Genomic DNA, 23,575 nt, shown 5'->3' with positions numbered 1-23,575 from the left:
ATCCTGTGTGAAGCTGCCAACCGAGTCCGAACCCAGGGAAACCGTATGAGCCTGTCACTCCTGAGCCGCTACGCCTTCTTTGCCGCTTGCGTGATCTTCACCCTCGCCAGCCTGCCTTTTCTGCAACACGACTGGCTCTGGCCGATCACCGCTGTCACCGGAGTGCTCAGCCTGATCGGCATTTTCGACCTGCTGCAAAGCCCCCACGCGGTGCGCCGCAACTACCCGATCCTGGGCAACATTCGCTACCTGGTGGAAGGCATTCGCCCGGAAATCCGCCAGTACCTGCTCGAATCCGACAGCGACGCCCTGCCCTTCTCCCGGTCCCAGCGTTCGCTGGTCTATTCGCGAGCCAAAAATGAAACCGCCGACAAACCGTTCGGCACGCTGATTGATGTCTATCAATCGGGTTTTGAGTTCATCGGCCACTCCATGCGCCCGGCACCGTTGAGCGACCCGAGCAGCTTCCGGGTCATCGTCGGCGGACCGCAGTGCACCCAGCCGTACTCGGCGTCGGTGTTCAACATCTCGGCGATGAGCTTCGGCTCGCTCAGCGCCAACGCCATTCGCGCGTTGAACCAGGGCGCCAAACTCGGCAATTTCGCCCACGACACGGGTGAAGGCAGCATCAGCGCTTATCACCGGGAAAACGGCGGCGACCTGACCTGGGAACTGGGCAGCGGCTATTTCGGCTGTCGCACCGCAGACGGACGCTTCGACCCGGAACGCTTCGCCGCCCAGGCGCAGACGCCGCAAGTGCGGATGATCGAAATCAAGATGTCGCAAGGGGCCAAACCCGGTCACGGCGGCATCCTGCCCAAGCACAAGGTCACCAAGGAAATCGCCGAAACCCGCGGCATCATGATGGGCGAAGACTGCATCTCACCTTCGCGCCACAGCGCGTTTTCCACGCCGATCGAACTGATGCACTTCATCCAGCAATTGCGTGAACTGTCCGGCGGTAAACCGGTGGGCTTCAAGTTCTGCCTCGGTCACCCATGGGAATTCATGGGCATCGCCAAGGCCATGCTGGAAACCGGCATCCTCCCGGACTTCATCGTGGTCGACGGCAAGGAAGGCGGCACCGGCGCCGCCCCGGTGGAATTCACCGACCACATCGGCGTACCGATGCGCGAAGGCTTGTTGTTCGTGCACAACACCCTGGTCGGCCTGAACCTGCGGGACAAAATCAAACTCGGCGCCAGCGGCAAGATCGTCAGCGCCTTCGACATCGCCAGCGTACTGGCCATCGGCGCCGACTGGGCCAACTCGGCACGCGGCTTCATGTTCGCCATCGGCTGCATCCAGTCGCAAAGCTGCCATACCAACAAATGCCCGACCGGTGTCGCCACCCAGGACACCCTGCGTCAACGCGCTTTGGTAGTTCCGGACAAGGCTCAGCGGGTGTTCAACTTCCACCGCAACACGCTCAAGGCCTTGGCGGAAATGCTCGCGGCGGCCGGGCTCGATCACCCGTCGCAGTTGTCGGCCAAGCATCTGGTGCGACGCATGTCGGCGACCGAGATCAAATTGTTTTCGCAGTTGCATGTGTTCTTGAAGCCGGGGGAATTGCTCACCGGGGAAGTGAACGGCGAGTTCTACTCGCGGATGTGGCAGATGGCGCGGGCGGATAGTTTTGAGCCGAATGAGGTGGTTGCTGCATAAAGTTTGTTCTGCATGCCAGCCTTATGGGGAGGCTGGCATCAGCGATACCTTCATCCTTCCCGCTCCTTGAACATGATCAACCTGGAAAAGAACATTCCGCAGATCAGGCTCAACAGCGAGAACGATGCGACGGTCACCAGCCCGTGTATTTTCCAGACATCAGCGTAATGTCCGACCACGAAACTCATTACCCCCATAAAGAACACGTACACCAGATAACGAAGTGCAGACGCGCCTGCCTCAAAGGTGTAAAGCGCATGCACATAGAACGAGAATGTCGCGGCGACACAAAATGCCGAAAAATTACTGACGGCTTGACTGAGTCGGGCCGCGGTGACGAGCACGTAAAAAAGCTGCCAATGAATCAGCGAACTGGCGACGCCAACTACCGCAAAAGTGGAAAACTCTTTCCATAAAGCTTTCATGTCCGTTCCTTGACCAGTCCTGTTTCCGGGGTGTTGCAAACCTAAAGTCAGGGGCCGGTATGCGTCTACTGTCAGAAATAACAGGTAGCGCACTCTCCCAGACCAACGGTCATGCATTCACCACAGCAGCGCTTTAACCGGAACCGGTTCTTTCATGACGATGAAGCCGTAATCCCCCAGCAGATAAATGCGATAGAACAGGCTGTCCACCAGCGGTGGATAACCCAGGTAGCCCACCCGCGTGGCATTGCGCCGTTCGTTTTCCCGGACCACGTTTGTGATGCCGGTTTTCGGCAGGTTTTCGGCGAGCATGTAAAAGTCGTTGTTCAACAAATAGTGCAACACCGGCATCTGCTTGAACGCCCCGGCGGCTGACACTAGCCAGTGGTCGGAGTACGTCACCGATAGGTAGATTCGCTTGGCTTGGCGCAATGCCGGGCGGGAGGCGATGTCCGCACTCAGGGCAAACAGCGCCTGAGTCGCGAAGGTTTTTTGCTGCGTCAGTACCCGTCCGTAAGCGAAGGACAGCGACAGAATTGCCAGCAAGGGAACCAGCAACAACAGCGGCAGTTTTCCGTGTGCCGGCGCAAGCGCCAGATGGCTGAGGTAAAACAGCAGCACCAGCACGACCGCAAAGCCCATCAACGTTCGGGCGCCTTCGTTGAAATCGCGGAAGAACAAGGTTGCGCCCGGCACCAGCAACATCAGCACGGGCAGCAGCAAAAGACACAGCAGGCCGATCACGGTTTTCTTCAGGCCAGTCTCGGGTCGTTCCATCACGTGCTGCCCCACACGCACGGCACCCGCAATGGCGCACAACAACAATCCGGCGAACACCCAGGCCAACCCGCCATGAAACAGCAGCACGATTTTTTCCAGCACCCGCCCCGCATTGGCTTCAATTTGCAGCAGCGGTGCCGCCGCCCCGTTCAAAAAGTCGGTTCGGTCCTGAGTCATGTAGGAATAGGCCGTGGCGTAGTAGATCAACCAGGCCAGCGCCGTCTGCGCCACTTTCCAGCCGATCATTGCGCACCACGCGGGCCACGGTAATTTGTCGTTGGCACCGCGCAGCAACTCCAGACAACAGAGCCCGAGAAACACATTGATACTGACCTGATACAAGCCGGCGGCCAACGCGATCAGCACAGCCGGCACGACCCATCGCCGGACGGGTGAAGGGCTTCGATAAATGATCGCGTAAATCACCGCGACAATGCTCAGCGCCATGGTCGGCCCGTCGTATTGATACGACAGGTTCTGCAGAAAAAACGGGTTGTACCAGAGTGGCAACACCACCAGGCAATGGGCAAACGTCGGTTCGGGGAAGTAGTGGAACGTCAGGCGGGTCAGCGCCACGCTCATGGCCAGCGTGGTGATCAACAGGGGCAGCGGGAAGATATTGGGCGCAGCACTGCTGAACGTCAGGAAGTTGTAGAACCATTGCGCGAACAGACGCCCCTCGCCCGCCCAGCCTGTGCCCGCCGCCAGGGCGCGCCAGTTGTCATCGATGTAGGGGAAGTCCGCGAGGATCAACGGGAGGATGTAAATCAGCGTCGCAAAAACAAACAACAGCCAGACCTGACGGCCGGTGAGCTCTTTGTCGAGCCATTCGCTGATCTTCATGCCGGCGCCTCTGGGGGAATTCCGCCTTCAATCGATAAAGCTTTGAACCCCGACGTTAGTCAGAGATAGCAGGTGTGTACGGCTTTTAGACAAGCGGTCATCGCATGACGACGCTCAGAGACATTCCGTAATATCCACGTTTTGCAATTGCCGGCGAATCCCTGCACCCTGCGCGCCGCCAATGTGCGGCGCCCCCCCTTTTTCAGCGCCGAGCGTTTCTACTTCAAACCCGTTCAAGAGCCCGCCACCATGACGACTGAACGCGATCACCGAATCGACTTTTTCCGGGGCCTGGCGCTGATCTTCATTTTCTGGGATCACGTGCCCCACAACCCGCTGGGTCAAATCACCCTGCGCAATTTCGGCTTCAGCGATGCCGCGGAAATCTTCGTGTTTCTCGCCGGTTATGCGGCCGTCCTGGCCTACGGCAAGATCCTGGCGCGTGACGGTTTTCTGATCGCCTGCGTGAAAATCCTGCGCCGCGCCTGGGTGTTGTATGTGGTGCATATTTTCCTGCTGGCGATGCTGATGGGCATCGTGTTCTTCGCCAACAGCCATGTGGAAACCCGCGACCTGGTCGAGGAAATGGGCCTGCATCACTTCATCACTAACCCGCAGCAAGCGTTGACGGATGAGTTGTTGCTGCGCTTCAAACCCAACCTGATGGACCCGCTGCCGTTGTACATCGTGCTGCTGGCCGGGCTGCCGCTGGTGCTGCCTATGCTGGTGCGCAAGGCCTGGGCGGTGGTCGCGGTGTCGTTGACGGTGTATCTGCTGGCGCCGTCGTTTGGCTGGAACCTGGCGGCGATCAAGGACGGTGTTTGGTACTTCAACCCGGTCACTTGGCAATTGCTGTTTGTGCTCGGCGGTGCCGCGGCGATTCATGGGCAGCGGCCACGGCAGGTCGACACTCGTCCGTTGCTGCGCCGGCCGTTGTTTGTCAGCGCGGCGGTGTATGTGGTGGTCACTGGTGTGATTACTGTCTTGTGGCGTTGGCCGCACATTCACGATGCGCTGATGCCGGCCAGTCTGAGTAATTTGCTGTACCCGATCAGCAAGACGGATCTGTCGCCCGTGCGGCTTTTGCACTTTCTGGCGTTGGCGTATGTGGCGGCGAAGCTGTTGCCGGACAGGGGTTGGACGCGCAACTGGCTGGCGCAGCAATGCTGTCGGATGGGGCGTTATTCGCTGGAAGTGTTTTGCCTCGGGGTGTTGCTGGCGCCATTGGCGGATATGGTCAATGCCATGGCTGATGATGCCTTTGTCATGCAGATTTTCACTGCGTTGGTGGGCGCTGGGTTGATGGGGTTGTTGGGGGTTTGGCTGGAGTTCAATAAGCGGTTGAATCGGGTTCCGTATGTTGCGGCGGTCTGAAGCCGAAAGGCTTTGGGGGTTGGGATTGGGATTGGGGGCATATCCGTTTTTGCGGTAACGGCGGCTATTGGTTCCGCCCTGACGGCGGGTCACTTTCGAAAAGCGCCAAAGTAACCAAAGGGCTCTTGCCCCTGACGTTCGGTGCCTCGCCTAGGCTCGGCATGCCCTCGCTCCGGTCCTGCTCCGTGGGCCCGCCGCCATCGGCCATCCATGGCCGGGGGCGGCTACCGCGGCATCCTTGCCGCGGTGCCCACTGCGCAGAACCTCCACTCGGCCTCTCGAGGCGGCGTGCACTGCAAAAGCAAAGCGAGGCGGCCTACGGGCCGACCTGTTTGCTCAACGCTTTCGCGTCCTGATCGTTCCCATGCTCCGCGTGGGAATGCATCCCGTGACGCTCCGCGTCACCCTTGCGCAAGACTCAAGCCGGTGTCGACAGCGGAACGCAGAGCGTCCCCGGCGGCATTCCCACGCGGAGCGTGGGAACGATCAACAGCGACAGCAAACAGCATCGCGAGCAGGCTCACTCCCACAAAAAGCAGACCGGCGCACCGCAGTTGCTCCTCACCACTCTTCAGGTCGAGCGTTAGCTCGCCTTCCGCTTTTGATTTTGATCTTGATCTGCCCCGTCGGGAGGCCGAACGCAGGTTCTGCGCAGTGGGCAACCCGGCATGGATGCCGGGTTAGCCGCCCCCGGCCATGGATGGCCGATGGCGGCGGGCCCACGGAGCAGGACCGGAGTGAGGGAATGCCGAGCCACAGCGAGGCACCGTACGTCAGGGGCGCAAGCGCTTGGTTACTTGGCGCTTTTCCAAGTGACCCGCCGTAAAGGCGGAACCAATACAAGCCATCACCGCAGAAACGGATATGCCCCCGCCCTACCAGCAAACAGCCCAAACGCCACAGCTTAAGAAGCCGAACGCACCACCCCCTGAGACACATCGGTCGGCTGCAACTTGAACACATAGAACAACACCGTCAGCAGCACCAGAAACGCCGGCCCGACATACAACGCCACACGGGTATCCGGAAAGTACGCCATCAACCCCACCACAAACACCAAAAATGCCAGCGCCAGATACGAACTGACCGGGTACAACCACATACGGTATTTCAAACCGGCACGTTCACTCGCACTCAGGCCTTTGCGGAACTTGAGCTGGGCCAGCAAAATCATCACCCAGGTCCAGATCGCACCGAAGGTGGCAATCGCAGTCACCCAGACAAACACCTTCTCAGGCACCAAATAGTTGAGCAGTACACCCAACAACAAAGCCCCCATCGACAACAGCAATGCACGACGCGGCACGCCGTTGCTTGAGGTCTTGGCGAAACCGGCCGGGGCCTGGCCGTTCTGCGCCAGACTGTAAAGCATGCGCCCGGTACTGAAGATGCCACCGTTGCAGGACGACAGCGCCGCAGTGATCACCACGAAGTTGATAATACCGGCGGCCGTCTTGATGCCCAGACGCTCGAAGGTCATCACGAACGGGCTGCCCTGAGTGCCGATCTCGTTCCACGGGTAGATCGACAGAATCACGAACAACGCGCCGACGTAGAACAACAGAATCCGCCAGAACACCGAGCCGATCGCATTGGGAATAGTCTTCTGCGGGTTCTTCGCTTCACCGGCGGTCAGGCCGATCATCTCGACGCCGAGGTAGGCGAACATCACCATTTGCAAGGACATCAATACACCTTGCACGCCGTTAGGCATGAAGCCGCCATGGGCCCAAAGATTGGAAATCCCCAAGGCCACGCCATCGTTACCGAAGCCGAAAGCAATCACGCCGATGCCACCGATCACCATCGCGATGATGGTGACGATCTTGATCAAGGCGAACCAGAACTCGAACTCACCGAAGGCCTTGACCGCGATCAGGTTGATGGTGCCCATGCTGACCAACGCCGACAGTGCCCAGATCCAGCGCGGCACATCGGGGAACCAGACGCCCATGTACACCGCCACCGCGGTGATTTCCGCGACGCAGGTCACCAGCCACAGGAACCAATAATTCCAACCCGTCAGAAAGCCGGCCAACGGCCCGAGGTAGTCTTGAGCGTAACGGCTGAAAGAGCCCGCCACCGGATTGTGCACAGCCATTTCACCGAGGGCGCGCATGATCACCAGGATCGCCAGACCGCCGATGATATAAGACAGCATGATGGCCGGGCCGGCCATTTCGATGGCCTTGGCCGAACCGAGGAACAGGCCGACGCCGATACAGGCGCCCAGCGCCATCAAGCGAATATGCCGTTCACCGAGTTCGCGTTTAAGCGGGCCGCCCTGAGCGGTCTCGCCGTGGGGCAGATGATTGCCGACTGGCATAGGGGGACATCCTCGTCTTGTTATTGGATATGACCACCGAGTGTCGAAGCACTGACCGGTAAGCCAGTGCTTGTGAAAAACCGGTCTGCTTCGTGGGCAGAACCGTCCTGTAGGACAAAACCTCCAGGATCAGCGGGGCGTGCAGTATAAAAAGCTTAAGGCAGGAGTTTTCACTCTATAAACCGCAACATTCAGCCATAACTCTCGGGAAAAGCGCGGTTTACGGAGGGGCATTACCTGGCTTTTGCCGTGTTTACTCGCGGCTGAAACGGCGGCGAGTATTGCACAGCATTGGTGCATCGTCATGCCCACGCCCAAGCAATTCTCACTAGCGGATGGCTCTACCTCAAGCCTTTCGAGCAAGAACACCCATGCAGGAGCCACGTAGGAGCTGTCGAGTAAAACGAGGCTGCGATCTTTTGATCTTGTTTTTAAAAAATCAAAGTCAAAAGATCGCAGCCTCGTTTCACTCGACAGCGCCTACCGGGAAGGCATGCTGGATCCAGAAAAATTCACGCCTTCCTCGTCCACAATTTTTTCACCATCGCCAACCACCGTCTAAGCTTCAGACAAGTCCGATCAATCTGCGTGAATGGATCAATCGACTATGGGCGCTTTGTGGCAAACCGATACGAGTAAAACTGTGGTCCCGACTGAGCGTGTGGATGAAGCGCCTATACCCGAAAAACCGCCTCGCAGTCGCATCAAACACGGCTGGGGTGCGTTCTGGTTGCTGCTGTTGATTATCCTGTTGGTGCTGGGCCTCGCCGCCGCCAAGGAAATGCGCACGTCCAGTTTTCAATCCCGGGAAGTCAGCAAGTTTGCCGCGTCCCTGAGCTACGACTTGCAACCCGGTCCCAGCAATGCCATTCACTATCCCGGCGCGGGTCCTTTCGACCTGCGTCTGGGCTACAGCTCTTTGGGTGAGTTCCTGCCACGCTTGATCAAACGCAACTACGTCGTGGCGTCACAGACCCGCTTTTCACAGAAACTGATGGACTACACCGACAGAGGTTTCTTCGTACCCTACGCGGAGAAAATACAGGCAGGCCTGTCGATTACCGACTGCCGTGCGGAACCGCTCTACCAGTACAAATACCCACAACAGCTGTATTCAAGCTTTGAGGCCATCCCGCCCGTGGTGGTCAGCAGTCTGTTGTTTATTGAAAACCGCTTTTTGCTCGACCCTCGTCAGCCAATGGCCAACCCGGCGGTGGACTGGCCGCGATTCGGCATGGCGATCTGGTCGCAGGTAGCCAAGCTGATCCACCTGCCGGGGCAGTCGGCGGGCGGCAGTACGCTGGCGACGCAGCTTGAGAAATACCGGCACTCGCCCGATGGGCTGACGGTATCGGGCGCGGAAAAGATCCGGCAGATGATTTCCGCCACCGTGCGGGCTTATCAATCCGGCCCCGAAACCCTGCAAGTCCGGCAAAATGTGGTTCGCGACTACCTCAACAGCGTGCCGCTGTCGGCAGTACCGGGCCACGGTGAAGTGCATGGCATGGCCGAAGGCTTGCGCGTTTGGTACGGCGCCGATTTCAACGCGGCCAACGAACGGCTGAACAGCAACGCCACCGATCCCAAGACCATGGCCGAAAAAGGCCTGGCACTGCGCGAGATGCTGTCGTTGATGATTGCCCAGCGCCGCCCTTCCCATTACCTGACCAAGGGTCGTGATGAACTGGCTGACCTCACTGACAGCCATATTCGTCTGCTGGCACAGAACGGCGTGATCGATGCGCAGTTCGCCGCCGCAGCCCTGGCCAGTAAAGTGACGTATCGCGACTGGCAAACCCAGCCCACCATCCAGCCCATCGAAACCAACAAAGGCATCAGTGTGGCGCGCAGCCGTCTGGGCGGGTTGCTCAATCGTCCGTTGTACGACCTCGACCGCCTCGACTTGTCCGCCACCAGCACCCTGCAGGGCGACCTGCAATCGAAGGCCACCGAATACCTCAAGCACCTGGCGGATCCGGCGTTTGCAACGCAGATCGGCTTGATGGGTGAACGCTTGCTCACCCCCACCAGCACCACCCAGGTGCGCTACAGTTTCACGCTGTTCGAACTGACACCGGACGGCGCCCGGGTGCGGGTGCAGACCGACAGTACCGATCAGCCGTTCGATATCAACGAAGGCAGCAAGCTGGAGCTGGGCTCCACCGCGAAAATGCGTGTGCTCACCACCTACCTGCAAATCATGGCCGAGCTGCACGACAAATACGCCGGCATGACGGTTCCGGAATTGAAGAAAGTCAACGTCCCGGAACAGGATCGCCTGAGCCGCTGGGCCGTCGATTACCTGATCCAGAACAAGGATCGCAACCTGCCGGCCATGCTCGGCGCCGCACTGGATCGCAAATACTCGGCCAGCCCCGGCGAAGCGTTTTTCACCGGTGGCGGGCTGCACGTGTTCCATAACTTCCGCAAGGAAGACAACGGCCGCATGCCGACTCTGCGCGATGCCCTGCGCGAATCGATCAACCTGCCGTTCATTCGGTTGATGCGTGACCTGGTGCGCTACGCCACCTACTCGGGGCCCAACAACAGCGCTGAATTGCTCGGGGACGACCGCGACCCTCGGCGTCAGGAGTACCTGGCCGATTTCGCCGACCGCGAGGGCACATCGTTCCTGCTGAAGTTCTGGAAGAAGTACAAGAACAAGGACACCCAGGCACGACTCGACACCTTCCTCGACAGCATTCACCCGACCCCGATTCGCATGGCGGCGGTGCACCGTTATCTGCTGCCTCAGGCCAGTCAGGAAAGCTTCAACACCTTCGTGCGCTCGCACCTCAAAGGCGCCAAGCTCACTGAAAAACTCACCGACGAGCGCCTGCAACGCCTCTACGAAAATTACAGCCCCGGCGCCTATGACCTGCCGGATCAGGGCTTTATCGCCAAGGTTCACCCACTGGACCTGTGGCTGATGGGTTATCTGTTGAACAACCCGGATGCCAAGTGGAGCCAGATCGTCAAAGCCAGCCAGTTCGAACGCCAGGAAGTGTATAGCTGGCTGTTCAAGAGCCGTCACAAAGGCGCCCGCGACAGCCGCATTCGCACCATGCTGGAGATCGAGGCGTTTCTCGACATTCATCAACGCTGGCAGAAAGTCGGCTATCCGTTCGATCACCTGGTGCCATCGCTGGCCACCGCCATCGGCAGCTCCGGCGACCGCCCCGCTGCGCTGGGGGAGCTGATCGGCACCATCCTCAACGATGGCGTGCGCATGCCGACGCTGCGTATCGACACCTTGCACTTCGCCGCCAACACACCGTATGAAACCAAGTTGATCAACGACCCGGATGTCGGCAAACGGGTGATGCCTTCCGAAGTGGCGGCGGCGATGCGTGAAGCCTTGTCGCAAGTGGTGGACGCCGGTACAGCCAAACGTGTTTCCGGCAGTTTCGTGAGCCCCGATGGCAAACCACTGGCCATGGGCGGCAAGACCGGGACCGGCGACAACCGCATTGAAGCCATTGGTTCGGGCGGACGGATTCTCAGTTCGAAGTCGATTAACCGCACGGCGACCTTCGTGTTCTACATCGGCGACAACCATTTCGGCACCCTGACAGCCTTTGTTCCCGGGCGTACTGCCGAAGCTTTTAAATTCACCTCGGCGTTGCCGGTGCAAGTGCTCAAGGGCATGGCGCCGATCCTGACGCCGTATCTGCAGCCAGGGAGCAACACAGGATGCCTGCCTGTTGAAGTTGCCCGACGTTAATACGGGCGGTAATTAATTATTTTCAACATTGATAATCTCAATGCGTCGACACGTATTCAGCTGTATTCAACAGCAGGAATTCAAACTTTTACTTTGAGCCTTGGGCGTTAGGCTGATGCCTCTCTTCAACGCTCAAGGTTTAAAAAGATGCCTGAAATACAAGGAAGTATATTCAACGGCCCCTTGCAGGGAGCCGACGATACCAAAGGCCGCCATTACCCCTTCATAAAAAACCGGATCCACCCCACCTTCACCAGCGCTTCATTGCAAAGGGCCAGGGAGCTGAGCCTCACTCATAACGCAACCGGGCAATGGATAAAGAGCGCCAGCGACTTTGATCATGACCGGTTACAAGAAGCCAATCTCAAACTTTGGTCCACTCAAAACAGGGTGGATGGTTTTATTGATAAGTTACAAAACATCTATAAGTTCGCCGAACCGTTACTCTCCGACGCATTAAGTAAACAGTACGGCGTCCATGTGGACGTCAAGACGACGTATCTACACCTTTACTTGCCCAAAGAGCGCCCGTGGTATGTGGTTGACCTCTCCGGCGGTGCGGTAACCCGCACGGTCTCCCTGCTGGATGCGGCGCTGCACAACTTCGCGTTGAGCGAAACCTGCGAAGCCGATTCGGACTTCATCAGTCAGCCAGATGCACGCGGGCACTTCGACATTCAGCCGATCAAACAGAAAATGTCCATCGCACAGTTCCAGGCGTTATGTCGCGAACTGGACATCGGCGCGCGCTACTCCCGCTACCTCAACGAACAGCTGCTACCCAGCGACGGTCTGGCCCGGATTTTTTTGAAACGTAACGTCGTCGAACACGAGAGAGCCGCGTTCAAGGCGGCTGCGCAACAGGCCGTGATGACCCATGACATCGACGCCGACGCTTGCGACCTGATCCTGAAAATGCTCGAGGGTCAGCGCAACCTCACCCGTAAGGGCCGGGTAATGCAATTCACTCAATTGTTCATGCAGGACAGCTTGCTGACCGGGATCGTGTTGATCACCCCGGACCTGGAACGAACCCGCGACGTCGTGCCGATTTTTGCCTACGTCCCGCAAGACCCCGAACACCCCCTCAAAGAATATCCGTCAACCGTCGTGTTCATGAATGAGCTGACTCGCCAGCTGCGTGACAACAAGGTCGTCTCGTCGACCGCTCTGACTTATCGCCAATACTTCAGCCGGTTCGTCGACCAATCCGCGCGCGGGCATTTTTTCGGCGGTTTGCAGCAACGTCTGTTCGAGGTCAAATGGCATCCCAAAGAGCCGCTGGACTCACGCCCGAGCTGGCGGGAAGAGCCGGTCAGCAGTCCCAATCTGCAGTTCAGCGCCGAACCGATCAGCGGTGACGTGTGGGAGCACCTCTATCAGCAGAAGCTGAACAAGATCCTCAATGATGCGCGGCATATCGCCGTATCCACCGCCGATACCGATCGCAATGCCCGATGGGCCTGGTGGGAAAACTTCAAGAAAGTCGTCTCGGACATCTTCAATGTCGCGTTGCTGGTCCTCACGCCATTCGTTCCGGGGCTGGGTGAATTGATGATGGCGTACACCGCTTATCAGATGGCCAGCGATGTCATCGAAGGCATCGTCGACTTGACGCTAGGCCTGTGGATTGAGGCCACCGAACATATTGTCGGGGTTGTGACGGATGTCATTCAGTTGGCCGCCTTCGCCGCCGGAGCGCAGATCGGTCAGATCGCCCGCCTCAAACTCTCACCGCTGATCGAAGGCATGAAACCGGTGGAACTGCCCAGCGGCCAGCAACGCCTGTGGCATCCCGACCTCAAGCCCTACGAGCTGCCGAACGTCGAGTTGCCAGCCGACTCCGTACCTGACGCATTGGGTCTGCATACCCACGCAAGTCAGAAAATTCTGCCGCTGGACAACAAACATTACGCCGTGCAAAAGGACCCGAAAACGGGCACCTACCGTGTCAGACATCCCCATCGCGGCGAGGCCTATTTACCCGAGCTGAAACACAACGGTTTCGGTGCCTGGACACATGAAGCGGAAAACCCGCGAGACTGGGATCACCCGACACTGATGCGACGTCTTGGTTACCGCGTCGACGCTTTCAACGATGCGCAGCTGGAGCAGATTCGAATTGCCAGCGGCACCGAGGCGGCGGCATTACGCCAAATGTACGTCGAAAACAGCGCACCGCCGCCGTTGCTCACCGATGGTCTTGATCGCGCAGAAATCCAGCAGCAAACCGATCAGGCTATTGATGACATTCGCTACGGACGGCCAATAGATCCCGCTTCTTACTGGTTCGAACCGCTGGCGACGTACCTTGAAGACTGGCCCTCGGACAAGGCCCTGAGGGTCTACGAAAACGCCGAACTGAGGGGCCGCTTTCGCACCTACGGTAATGCCCTGGCGAGCGACGAACAGACGCTCACGACAAGCCTGTCGCGCCTCATGCAGGGTGACCTGCCACAGCAGCTCGTCGAGTTCCTGAGCGAAGCAGAACTTCAAGCGCTGCTCGGCCCGGGTGTCGCCAGGGAAGAACAGCTCCAGGCGCTGCGCAATCAACTGGCTGACGAGGCAGAACGCCTGCGACCCGACATCTTCAATCAGCGCTATCAGGCCGCACAAGCAAGCGCCAACTCGCAGGTCCAACGGCTGCGCGAGGTGGCTCCAGAACTACCGACCCGAGCGGCAACGATACTGCTCAACAATGCCAGCGGCGCCGAGCTCAAACGCATGACACAGGACAAACGCCTGCCACTGAACTTGAAAAACCAAGCGCGTGAAGCGGCCTTCGAAACCCGGGCCAACCACGCCTATGAAGGTTTCACCGATGAGGCGCGCTGGGTGCCTGAGACCGAGCGACTGGTGCTCAACGCGCTCAGGATTCACACCGACGCATTCGGCGATTTGCGTATCGACGTTCGCCAGGGCTCCGACATCGGGCCGCTACGATGCAGCGTGGGAGCAGAAGACGCGTCGGTCGTCCGGGTATTGATCAAGGACGCCGGGGCACGGTACGAAGTGTGGGACGCCGACAACCACAAATTGCACGAAGCCGACGACTTTTACGAATCGGTACTCAATGCCCTGCCAACCGGCAAACGTCGGCAACTGGGGTATCGACCCGGCCAGGGAGCCTTGTTCAGACAATGGGTGCTGGTCAAAACCGAAGCCCCTGCCGAGCGCCGGGTCGCGCTGGCTGAGCCGCCGATTCGCCCGGTCGGCGACCCGGACACCTTGCTGTTGTTGCGTGGCCCGGGCTTTTCCATACAAAGGGCCACCCTGGCGGAACGGGTGCAGGGTATTTACCCGCACTTGAACGAGCGCGAGGTCAGCACCTTTGTCCGCTCGCTGGGCGAAGAACCTCAGGCGCGCCAGACCCTCGATCGACTAGACCGCGAACTGTACGATCTTCAAGTCACACTCAACAAATGGCGGCGTCGCCAACCTGAAACCTCGGGCCCGGATCGTAACGGGTTCGTGAATGGTGGCGGACGGCACATTTGCGAGCGGCTCATCGCCTGTTTTCAAAGAAAATCGAGGGCTTTTGGCGAGCGCAGCTCCACACTCGAAGGCGGGTATGTGCTGGACCTTTCAACGGAGTTCAACACGCTCGATCTGGAGCGGTGGTGGAGTGAGCTGCCTGATCTCAAGTACTACCTCGACCAGGTCAGTACGCTGAATCTGGACCGCACCGACTTTTCCGGCAGCGCCACGGGACTGTTGAAGGATTTCCCTAATCTTCGGCAACTGAGTGCTCGAGGCTGCGGTTTGGAAAAGCTGCCGGTAACGATTGGCAAAATGCATTTCCTTCGTACGCTGCGCTTGATAAACAACCGGATCCGGCTGACCCGTTCGACCGTTGAGCAATTGCGGCATTTGACGCACATGGAGACGCTCAGGCTCGATGACAACCCACAGCTCGGTCTGCTGCCGAACGTCGAACGCATGCCGAAACTGAAGATTCTGAGTTTGAGCAACACCGGCGCAACTGCTTGGCCCGAGGGCCTGTTCGCGAGGCGTCGCCCGCGAGGGTTCTATCTGGACTTGATGCAAAACCCGCTACGCGACATCCCCATGGTCGTTCCCGGTTCGGAGGCCGCGCGCCTCGTAGGACGCACGCGACTGTTTCCGACAGACCTTTCGGACGCCAATCTGACTGTTTACAAAAACTACCGAAGGTCAGTGGGCATCAGCCCTGATCACCCTTATTCGGCCATTGCCAAGCATGCGATCGATCAGTGGCCCATGTCCGACGACTCCCGATGGTGGAGCGACAAGGCCGCAGGCGTGGGCATCTTCAGGGTAGAAGCCTGGCACGACCTGATGACCGAGCCACATTCGCGAGGGTTCTTCAGCTTGATCCAGAAGCAGACCGAATCTGCCGACTACCGCGCCGGTGGCGAGCGCCGCAAACAACTGAGTGATCGCGTATGGCGAATGATCGAGGCCATCGACCTGGACACGACATTGCGCAAAGAGTTGTTCGAGATGGCGACCGCACCGACCACCTGCGCTGACGCGGGTGCCCAGGTATTCAACAACATGGGCATCAAAGTCCTGGCCAGCGAGGCCTATGCCCAGTCGACATCGGCGGCGATTCTGGAAAGCAAGCTGGTGGCCCTGGCCAAAGGCGCTGCACGTCTCGAACGGGTGGATGACATCGCCCGGGCGGATTTCGCCAGCCGACAAGGTAACCCCGATGAAGTCGAAGTGTTCCTCGCTTACGAGACGGGCCTTGCCCAGCGTCTCGGCTTACCCTGGCAATCGGAGACCATGCTTTATCGACCCGTGGCCGGCGTGAGTGCCAAAACGCTCGATACGGCCTTCGATACCGTGATGTCGATGGAAGACGGTGACGGTTTGATCAATCACATGATCGAGCAGTCGTTCTGGGAAAAATACCTGCATGACACCTATCCCACGGAGTTCAGGGGCAATGCCCGGACGTATGAAATCAGAACCGATCAATTGGATGAATTGCGCGAGGCCCAGGGTTCCTGGGCGAATTCCAAAGGGCGGGTGATTGCGCAAAGACAGGCACTCAAGAAGCGACTGCTGGAGCTTGCCAATCAACTTAACGTCCAGGAAGACCGTGTGCTCACCGATGAAGAAATGACCGACGAGGTCTACGGCGCATTGCTGAATGACATCGGCTACGAGGAGAAACAGCTGAGCAGGCGGTTGACCCGACAGGCGCTGCTCAACGCCGGGTAGCAGCGCTTGCCCTGGAGGCAGCACGCCTCCAGGGCAGGCTTTGATTACCCGACGTCGGAGTCCCAGATCACGGTGATATTTCCAGAGTAGCGAGAGGCCTCGCCGGGTTTGATCATGTAGTTCACGTAATAAGGTGCAATCTCGAAATGCAGGGTGCCCGGCGCGCGCTCCACGTAAAACCCCGGGTTGAATGTTTGCGCGTTCACTTGCCCGACATGCAACGGACGACGATTGACCGGTTGCCCGTTGGTATCCGTCAAACCGGGCGGCAAACTGACGCTGAGTTGCACCACCGCCGCGCGTTGCGAAACGGGGTCGCGAATCATGCAGTCGAACAACCCGGTAATTTCACACTGCAGCTGCATCTTGAAACGGCTCGACGAAGAGATATTGAACGTCTGATCACGAAACAGTCGCGTCGGTTTACGCCCTTGGGTCAGCCAGGCTTGCCAGCCGCCCTGCGGGACCAGTTCCACACGATCACCGCCAGGAGGTATATCCACTTTCAAGGTGTGTTCGACCGTCAGGGTGAAGTTGAGGTTGATCAAATCGTCATCGGGCAACATGACATCACCCATATCAAAATCCTGCTGCGGCCCTACGGTGTAGTTCGTGGCGCCCCGGTAAGTGCCTGTCGACATCTTCAGCGGATCAGGTGTGACCAGTTCATATGAAAAACCGACATCCTGATAGGCAAATCCAAGCGTCTCGGGAATCGGTTGGTAAGCCCGTTTCGCACAGCTCCCCGCATTAGCCGGCACTCGCCAGAAAAACGCGTAGTAATAGGTGGTCCCGTAACCCACGCCGCCATAATTGCACGGTGCAGGCGCATTGACCCAAGAGGCGTCCCAAACACCTACAGGAAGCGCTTCCTTGATTGTGTAAGCCGCCCCTATGCCGTTGACGCGCATTTTTAACGTCTCGGCTTTTCCGGTGTCGTCATGGATGACCGTGACTTCCTTCCAGTAGGACGGTGTCCGGAACATCGCGCCTTGACGTTCGGCATGCCCAGGCAAGATAGGCGCGATGGATCTGAATCGAATCGGTAGAGCGATGCTGAAGATGCCATCGGCGCAATAAGCCGGATGATCCTTGCAATACCCCCCTTGTGGGGTCGTGTTCTTGAATTCGTTGTGCATGGGCTTTGCCGGGTCCGGCCGAAACACTGCCGTTAGATCTACAGTTGCCGCGCCCGCCGATACAGTAAATCCCCCCGTCAATAACAGCGCACTCAACTGGCTCGTTATTCTGATTTTGTCCATGATTCATACAGTCCTTTTGGGTGTTTCCATGCATAGCCGGTGGGTGCGCATCACGCCCCCGGCAACACCGCATTGAAAATCAGATTGACGCTTCCAAAGTAATTTCCAGGCTTGTAAACGCCGTCGACCGGTGGAAATGGCAAGACCTCCAGCAGGACCCGTTTACCCAACGCCGCTTCGCTCATCGGCAACACTTCGCGGTTATCCAGTTCACTCAACAGAACGCCGTTGAATAGCACTCGCAAGCCAATGTCATGGGCATCGGTGCCGTTCGAAAGATAAGGCCGGCCCTCAAGCCTTGCTTCAATCGAGCCGGCCTCGTTTTTCACATCGAAGTACTTGCGCAGACTGCCCAGTGTCGACGCCGTGAGGTTCCACGGCAGGCGTTGTTCAAGATGAATCCACCCAGGGTCAGAGGGGATCACGTAGAACGCCAGGGTCGGAATCGTCACGAACACGTCGAACGTGCGCACTTCTCTGGCCGCATAGGCCCACGAGCTTGCCAACAGGGCGGCAGCCAACACGGGCGTGACAGTCAGTTTCTTGAACATGGTCACCACCCGGGGTCAGCCCTTCACGTCGATGTTTTTGCTGCTCTCACCTTCGACCAAGGTGAAGCGGTATTCGCGACCGGCCTGCTTCTCGAACTGAAACGTGCGACCGGCCAGAATGTGATGCTTGGTCGTCGGCTGGCAGTCCTGCTCGTTCTTGATCGAGCAATCCTTGAACTCGTCGATCACCACCACCGTGTTGCCGTTGTTGCGGATGCGATATTTGCCCGCGTCGTTCTCGATCGCGCTGTCGAAACGCATGTCCTTGGGCCGCACGAAAAACACCGCACCGTAACCTGCCAGCACGGTGACCCCGGCGGACAAGGACTTTTTGTAGTCTTCGCGGTCTTCGCTGGAGACGGCGAATTCGTCTTCCTTCTCCGGTACGACCGGCACGAAACGTACCCGGAAGTAGCGCTCTCGGTCGCGTTCCCCCATGTACAGCAACCGTGTGCCCTGCATGCCGTTGGCCGGCACGATCAGCCGCGCCGGACTGGCCATCAAGCCATCCCGGGCATTGCCGTCGGCCTGGGTCTTGAGCGGCACTTCGCGCGAGGTGCCGTCAGCCTCATAAAGGATTTCAAGGATGTTGACCTTGACGAAGGCCGTGCTGTCGCCGCCATTGAACACGCGTTTCAAGTAGGTACTTTTGTCGCCGTCCAGATAGTCGTAAACGGTCCCGATATTGATGCTCGGTGCCGCGTGAGCCAGTTGCGCGAAAAGATAAAAACCAAACAGTGCCAACAGGTGTTTCATCGTACTGAACCTCATTGAATTGAATGCTGCAAAGTGCGGCCCGCTAGATGTCTGAATCCCAGATCACCGTCACATTCCCGGAGTACTGCCGTTGTCGCCCGGGCCGTATCATTTCCGCGACTTCGTCGGGAGGAATCTCGAAGTGCAGCGTTCCCGGTTTTCGATCCACATAGAAAGCCGGTTGAAATAATCCGGTGCCGCTGCCGTCACGCAGCAGGGGGCGCCGTTCGACGGCGAGGCCATTGGCATCACTCAATCCGCGAGGCAGACTGACGCTGACGTTCAAGGGCACGATGTGGCCGGACACCGGCTCGCGTAACGAGCAGGTCTTGCCGTCCTGGGTGTATTCACACTCCAGATTCATCTTGAAGCGCGAACTGGCCGAGATATTGAAGCTCTGGTCGCGGAACAGGCGCGTGGGTCTGCGCCCCTGCTGCAACCAGGCTTGCCAGCCACCTTGTGGCAACAGCTCGACCCGATTGCCGCCGGGAGGAATCTCGACTTTGAGGGTGTGTTCGACTGTCAGGGTGAAGTCGAGCTGAATGATGTTGTCCGAGGGCGCGACGACATCGCCCAGATCGAAGTCGCCGCCAGGGCCGATGGTGTAGACATGCGTGCCCTGATAGACGCCCGAGGACATCTTCAGTGGGTCCGGCGTGCGCAGCTCGTAGGTAAAATCCAGAGCGCCGTAACCGAACCCGGGAATGAGGAATTTGGCCTGCTTGCCACACACCGCTTCTTCAGGGGTCAGCCAGAAAAATTGGAAACCGGTGTGACCGTAATAGGTTGTGGTGCCAATGGCCACGCATGGCCCCGGCGCTGTTCGCCAGTCGCTTCCCCACAATGCCGTATGCGCCCTGACATACTCCGTTTCCCCTGTCAGCTCCATCACAGAATCGCTGAGCGTGTAAACACCGCCCATCCCGGCAATACGCACCTCGACCGTGGCGGGTTCACCGGTCTCGCGGTTCAACACCGTCAACGCTCGCCAGGCGGCGGGCGTCTTGATCATCGCGCCTTTTCGTACATCCTCGTGGTTAGGCTGGATCGCGCCTTGGACTCCAACATTCACGTGAGAGCGCAAACTGAATATGCCGTAACTTTTGCAGATCGCCGGGTAGGACCAACAGAACCCAGCATTGGGCGTGGTGTTCTTGAACTCGTTTTTCTGCGGATTGCTCGGATCAGGGTTGAAAGTGGCGGTGATCTGCTTAACCACCGCTCCCGCCTGCGACGGCGTGACAACCAGGCAGGCCGCGATGAAAAACGTTCTTGCCGTGCGCCATGGCACAGTGAATAAACTCATCATTTTGCGAACTCCAGAAAATCAGCGGCCTTCATCAACCGGCGCTCTGCACGGCATCACCAACGTCTGCCAACGTGTCTGGAGTGCAGCGCAAATCCCCGATCATCAACACATTGTTTTCAGTACGCCCACGGCTTGGGTCCAGCCGGAACTGACACAGCAACTGATTGCCGTGGCGCACTTCCAGGGTCGGTGAGCCGGCGTTCATTTCCATGGAGAAGAACCCGTCCACCTCACTCACCCCGCGACTCGCGTGGTTGATGATGTGATGGCCCTTGAGCGGATTGCCCTGAGGGTCGATCAGGCGACCGAGTACGGTGAGGGTTTGCATCACGCGAATCTGCCGATAGCCCACGCCGCCCTTGTTCAGGTGATAGCTGGAACGGGCCGGTTGAATGGTCGCGGCGGGGACGTGGGTGCCCTCGAAATCGAAACTGACCGAGCTGCTTTTGTAAGCCGTGATCGGCACAAAATTGCGCCCGGGTTTGAGCACCGCACTGCCACCGCTCAAATCGTCGGCGCGCAAGGCGATACCGTCGATGTCCGATTCGACATCGATGATCATGCCGGCACCACTGCGGTGGTATTGGCTGGTCACGACCATTTTTTGACCGCCGACGGCCACGGTGCTGTCCAGGTTCAAACCGCCGGTGAGGTCGTTGTTGAACGACGAGCGCTGAATAAAACCGTCAGCGTTGGCCAGGTCCGATTGCATCGACCCCATCGCGTTCAAACCGATGCCGTAGGTGTCGCTGATGACCGTGGCCGAGACGTTTTGCAGCAGATGATCCTGCAAGTCTTTGCGGTAGGTGAGCGAGGCATTGTTATCACGGCCACCTTCACGGGCTGTGCGCGTGCCGATGCTGCCGGAGATCTGCTCACCGGGGCCGCCCAACGCAATGTTCACACTCAAGTCGATGCCCCGATTACGGTCGTCTCCCGAGCTCACGCTGCCCGGACGATCAAACAGCGACAGGCGCCAATTGGCATCACTGCCGAACAGCCGAGTGCGTTGAGTCCATCCCAGATCCACGCCCGTCCCATTGGTGTTGCCTTCGCTGTGGGACACCCGGACATTAGCCGAACTTTTGCTGGTAAGCCGGTGGTTTACCGATAACGACGAGTTACTGGTTTGCCCAATGAATACGTTGCGCTGCTGCACCCGCGTGCCGTCGGGCAAGGTGTCGTACAGCCGAGTGGTGTCGAGCCAGCTGCGGTTATGGCTGGCGACGAGGCTGCCACTGCCATAGGAATACAGTCCCTGCACATCGAGACCGGTGCCGTAGTCTTCGGTCTTGTAGACGTTGGCGAAAAGGCTGGCGTTGTTGACGATTGCCCAGTCAATCGAGGTGCCGTATTGCAGAGCGTCGCGCACCTGCCGCCCTGTCAGGCCGAGGATCACACGCGGGTGCCACAGGAAGTTGAAGGCGGCACCGGCGGTCATGTCGCCGTCGGCCTGCTCTTCCCAGTTGCTGAGCAATTTGGATTCGCGACCGGCGAACAGGTTGTAGCGCCAGCGCTCGTCATGATTGCGCCAATTGTTCGGTTTGTAGACCAGCTCCAGGGTGCTGGAGGTGATCTGGCTGTCTTCGATCAGGCGCACTTCCACTTCATAAATACCGCCGGGCAGCGGACGCGTATCGAGGGTCTGCAACCCTGCCGGGACTGCCTGAGTGTTGATCAGCAAACCGTCGCGGTATATCTCCACAGAACCCTGTCGATTGGCTGTGACGTAGATTGGATAAACCGCCGGTTTCGGATTGTTGATGGCCAGGCTGTCGGAGCTGCCATACATGACGCCCAACGCGGTATCGGGGCTCGCCCCAAACGAACGCGGCTGACGGGTCAGGCCTTCGGAGTTGGGCGTGAAGTAGCCCAGACGCACAAAGTTGCCCTGCAATTCACGCTGGGTAAACAGCTCATGCACGGCGTGATAGGTCTGGTTGTCGACACCACCCAGGCGCGATAGCTGCATATTGACCGCTTGGGTCCAGTTGCCCAGGCTGCTGCTGGCTTCCAGACCGTAACGACCACCGAGGTCCTGGTTCTGGCCGCCATTGAGGTTCAATTGGTTGCGCACGATCAAGCCAGTGCTGCCACCTTCGGGCAGGTTGTAATACTGCTGCGCCTGATCGTCCCGTTCCGCGTTCTCCGTGAGAATCGACACCAGCGAGTTTTCGAGGCTGTAGTGCACGGCCAACAGTTGTTCGGGGCAGTTGGCTTGGCAGGCGCCCAGCGCCACGCCTTGTTTCAGATGGTTGGCCCAGATCTCGCGTTCGCTGGGCTTGATTGTGCTGTCGCTGACATCATTGAAGTCAACTAAGGTGATTCGATCGTCGCGGGTCAACACGACCATCGCTTCACCGAGAAACTGTTGATCAAGTTCCACGCGCACCGCCAGCGGCACATCAAAGAAGTGCTCTTCGAACTCGCTCGGTAACCCCTTGGCTTGCGCAAGCAAACTTCGAGGTGTGTGGCCGTTGTCCGCTGGCGCGGCCAGGGCGGTTGCACAAAAACATAGGGCAAGCGCCGTCGCGATGGGAGTCATCGGGAACATGAACGGGATACTCTGAAGATAAGTGCGTTGAAACCCGATCGACAGGCAGTGATTACCCATCGACCGGTGAGTGTTAACGAATAAGGCCGAGCCTTAAGTCATGGCTGACTTAGATGCGCGGAACGGCATCGAAGATCACGACTGGATTGGCCGTGTAGAGACCTGTCTGTCTGGTCCCGGGCAGGGCGGCGCTAATCACCAGATCAGCTCGCATGCCCACGTTTGATTCGGTATCGCCGACCACTTCTTGAGAAGCACCGGTCAAGGTTACGCCGTTGAAGACGTAGGTCAGCGGGATGAAGTTGGCGCCGTTTTGCAGGTGTTGCGGACCACCTTACATAAGCATTGACCGAACCGAGAGAGTGGCGAATATCGTAAGTCGCACGCAGCGGGGCCAAGCTCTCGGTTATCACGTTCCAGGCCATTTTTTCATCTTTACCGAAGTCAGGATTCACCGGTTGGGCGTGGAATTCCCAGGTGGGGATATTAGCGCTGATGTTGATGGACGAGCGTATTTCGTCCGCAGCGAACGCCACCGAGGAACTCAGGGCCAAGAGGGTCATCGGAACGGTGATTGCAAGCTTCTTGAACATTGTTAAGTACCTGTCTATTCAAAGGATTGGGCCGAAAAAAGTCTTGAAACGCGAATACCACTCAACACGAAGATGGCGATTTCGCTTAACTTTCGACGCCAGAGAATGATCGTCAAATCCCTCGAGAAAGTAAGTACGTAACTTCCTAAGAACATGTAGTAACAACGACTTTCGAGCCGCAGGAAAAAAGTTGAAAAAACATTAA

12 protein-coding genes and 1 pseudogene are annotated in these 23,575 nt (G+C 58.3%); 4 read left to right on the top strand and 9 right to left on the bottom strand.

What is annotated here, in order from left to right:
- Window positions 1-45: 45 nt before the first annotated feature.
- Window positions 46-1,665, top strand: coding sequence for an FMN-binding glutamate synthase family protein (locus BLQ41_RS11035; RefSeq protein WP_090180590.1), 1,620 nt, complete (start codon window positions 46-48; stop codon window positions 1,663-1,665).
- A gap of 50 nt (window positions 1,666-1,715) precedes the next feature.
- Here BLQ41_RS11035 and BLQ41_RS11030 read toward each other — a convergent pair whose 3' ends face one another.
- The gene (locus tag BLQ41_RS11030) at window positions 1,716-2,090 is read right to left on the bottom strand and encodes a GtrA family protein (protein ID WP_090180587.1); all 375 of its coding nucleotides are present in this window, start codon (window positions 2,088-2,090) and stop codon (window positions 1,716-1,718) included.
- A gap of 117 nt (window positions 2,091-2,207) precedes the next feature.
- Window positions 2,208-3,713: a glucosyltransferase domain-containing protein gene (locus BLQ41_RS11025; RefSeq protein ID WP_090180584.1), complete on the bottom strand. Its 1,506-nt coding sequence runs from the start codon at window positions 3,711-3,713 to the stop codon at window positions 2,208-2,210.
- A 249-nt stretch (window positions 3,714-3,962) separates the two neighbouring features.
- Here BLQ41_RS11025 and BLQ41_RS11020 point away from each other — a divergent pair, with 249 nt between their 5' ends.
- Window positions 3,963-5,087 carry an OpgC family protein gene (locus BLQ41_RS11020; RefSeq protein ID WP_090188480.1) on the top strand — a complete coding sequence of 375 codons (1,125 nt, stop codon included), beginning with the start codon at window positions 3,963-3,965 and terminating at the stop codon, window positions 5,085-5,087.
- Window positions 5,088-5,991: 904 nt separating this feature from the next.
- Here BLQ41_RS11020 and BLQ41_RS11015 read toward each other — a convergent pair.
- A complete protein-coding gene (locus tag BLQ41_RS11015; protein ID WP_090180581.1) occupies window positions 5,992-7,413 on the bottom strand; it encodes an amino acid permease in 1,422 nt (473 codons plus the stop codon).
- A 607-nt stretch (window positions 7,414-8,020) separates the two neighbouring features.
- Here BLQ41_RS11015 and BLQ41_RS11010 point away from each other — a divergent pair.
- Both BLQ41_RS11010 and BLQ41_RS11005 read left to right on the top strand, forming a co-directional pair.
- Complete coding sequence (locus BLQ41_RS11010) at window positions 8,021-11,137, top strand: transglycosylase domain-containing protein (RefSeq protein ID WP_090180578.1); 3,117 nt, start codon at window positions 8,021-8,023, stop codon at window positions 11,135-11,137.
- Between the two features lie 147 nt (window positions 11,138-11,284).
- Window positions 11,285-16,345, top strand: a complete 5,061-nt coding sequence (locus tag BLQ41_RS11005; RefSeq protein WP_167360479.1) for an NEL-type E3 ubiquitin ligase domain-containing protein — start codon at window positions 11,285-11,287, stop codon at window positions 16,343-16,345.
- 44 nt (window positions 16,346-16,389) lie between these two features.
- Here the strand turns inward: BLQ41_RS11005 and BLQ41_RS11000 are convergent, their stop codons facing one another.
- The 6 genes and pseudogenes from BLQ41_RS11000 to BLQ41_RS10975 form a co-directional block, all read right to left on the bottom strand.
- Window positions 16,390-17,607: a hypothetical protein gene (locus tag BLQ41_RS11000; protein WP_090180573.1), complete on the bottom strand. Its 1,218-nt coding sequence runs from the start codon at window positions 17,605-17,607 to the stop codon at window positions 16,390-16,392.
- A gap of 50 nt (window positions 17,608-17,657) precedes the next feature.
- Window positions 17,658-18,158 (bottom strand): CS1 type fimbrial major subunit, encoded by a 501-nt coding sequence (locus BLQ41_RS10995; protein ID WP_090180570.1) that lies wholly within the window; start codon window positions 18,156-18,158, stop codon window positions 17,658-17,660.
- A gap of 15 nt (window positions 18,159-18,173) precedes the next feature.
- On the bottom strand, window positions 18,174-18,914 hold the full coding sequence (locus tag BLQ41_RS10990; RefSeq protein WP_090180567.1) for a pilus assembly protein: 741 nt from the start codon (window positions 18,912-18,914) through the stop codon (window positions 18,174-18,176).
- Between the two features lie 43 nt (window positions 18,915-18,957).
- Window positions 18,958-20,220: a hypothetical protein gene (locus BLQ41_RS10985; RefSeq protein WP_090188478.1), complete on the bottom strand. Its 1,263-nt coding sequence runs from the start codon at window positions 20,218-20,220 to the stop codon at window positions 18,958-18,960.
- A 34-nt stretch (window positions 20,221-20,254) separates the two neighbouring features.
- Window positions 20,255-22,777 (bottom strand): CS1-pili formation C-terminal domain-containing protein, encoded by a 2,523-nt coding sequence (locus BLQ41_RS10980; protein ID WP_090188475.1) that lies wholly within the window; start codon window positions 22,775-22,777, stop codon window positions 20,255-20,257.
- Window positions 22,778-22,886: 109 nt separating this feature from the next.
- A pseudogene (locus BLQ41_RS10975) lies at window positions 22,887-23,370 on the bottom strand (CS1 type fimbrial major subunit).
- Window positions 23,371-23,575: the final 205 nt, after the last annotated feature.

The sequence above is a fragment of the Pseudomonas arsenicoxydans genome, from assembly GCF_900103875.1.
GTDB lineage: Bacteria > Pseudomonadota > Gammaproteobacteria > Pseudomonadales > Pseudomonadaceae > Aquipseudomonas > Aquipseudomonas arsenicoxydans.
Note: the sequence above shows the minus strand (reverse complement) of the source record. Positions and strands in the feature narration are given on the sequence as shown.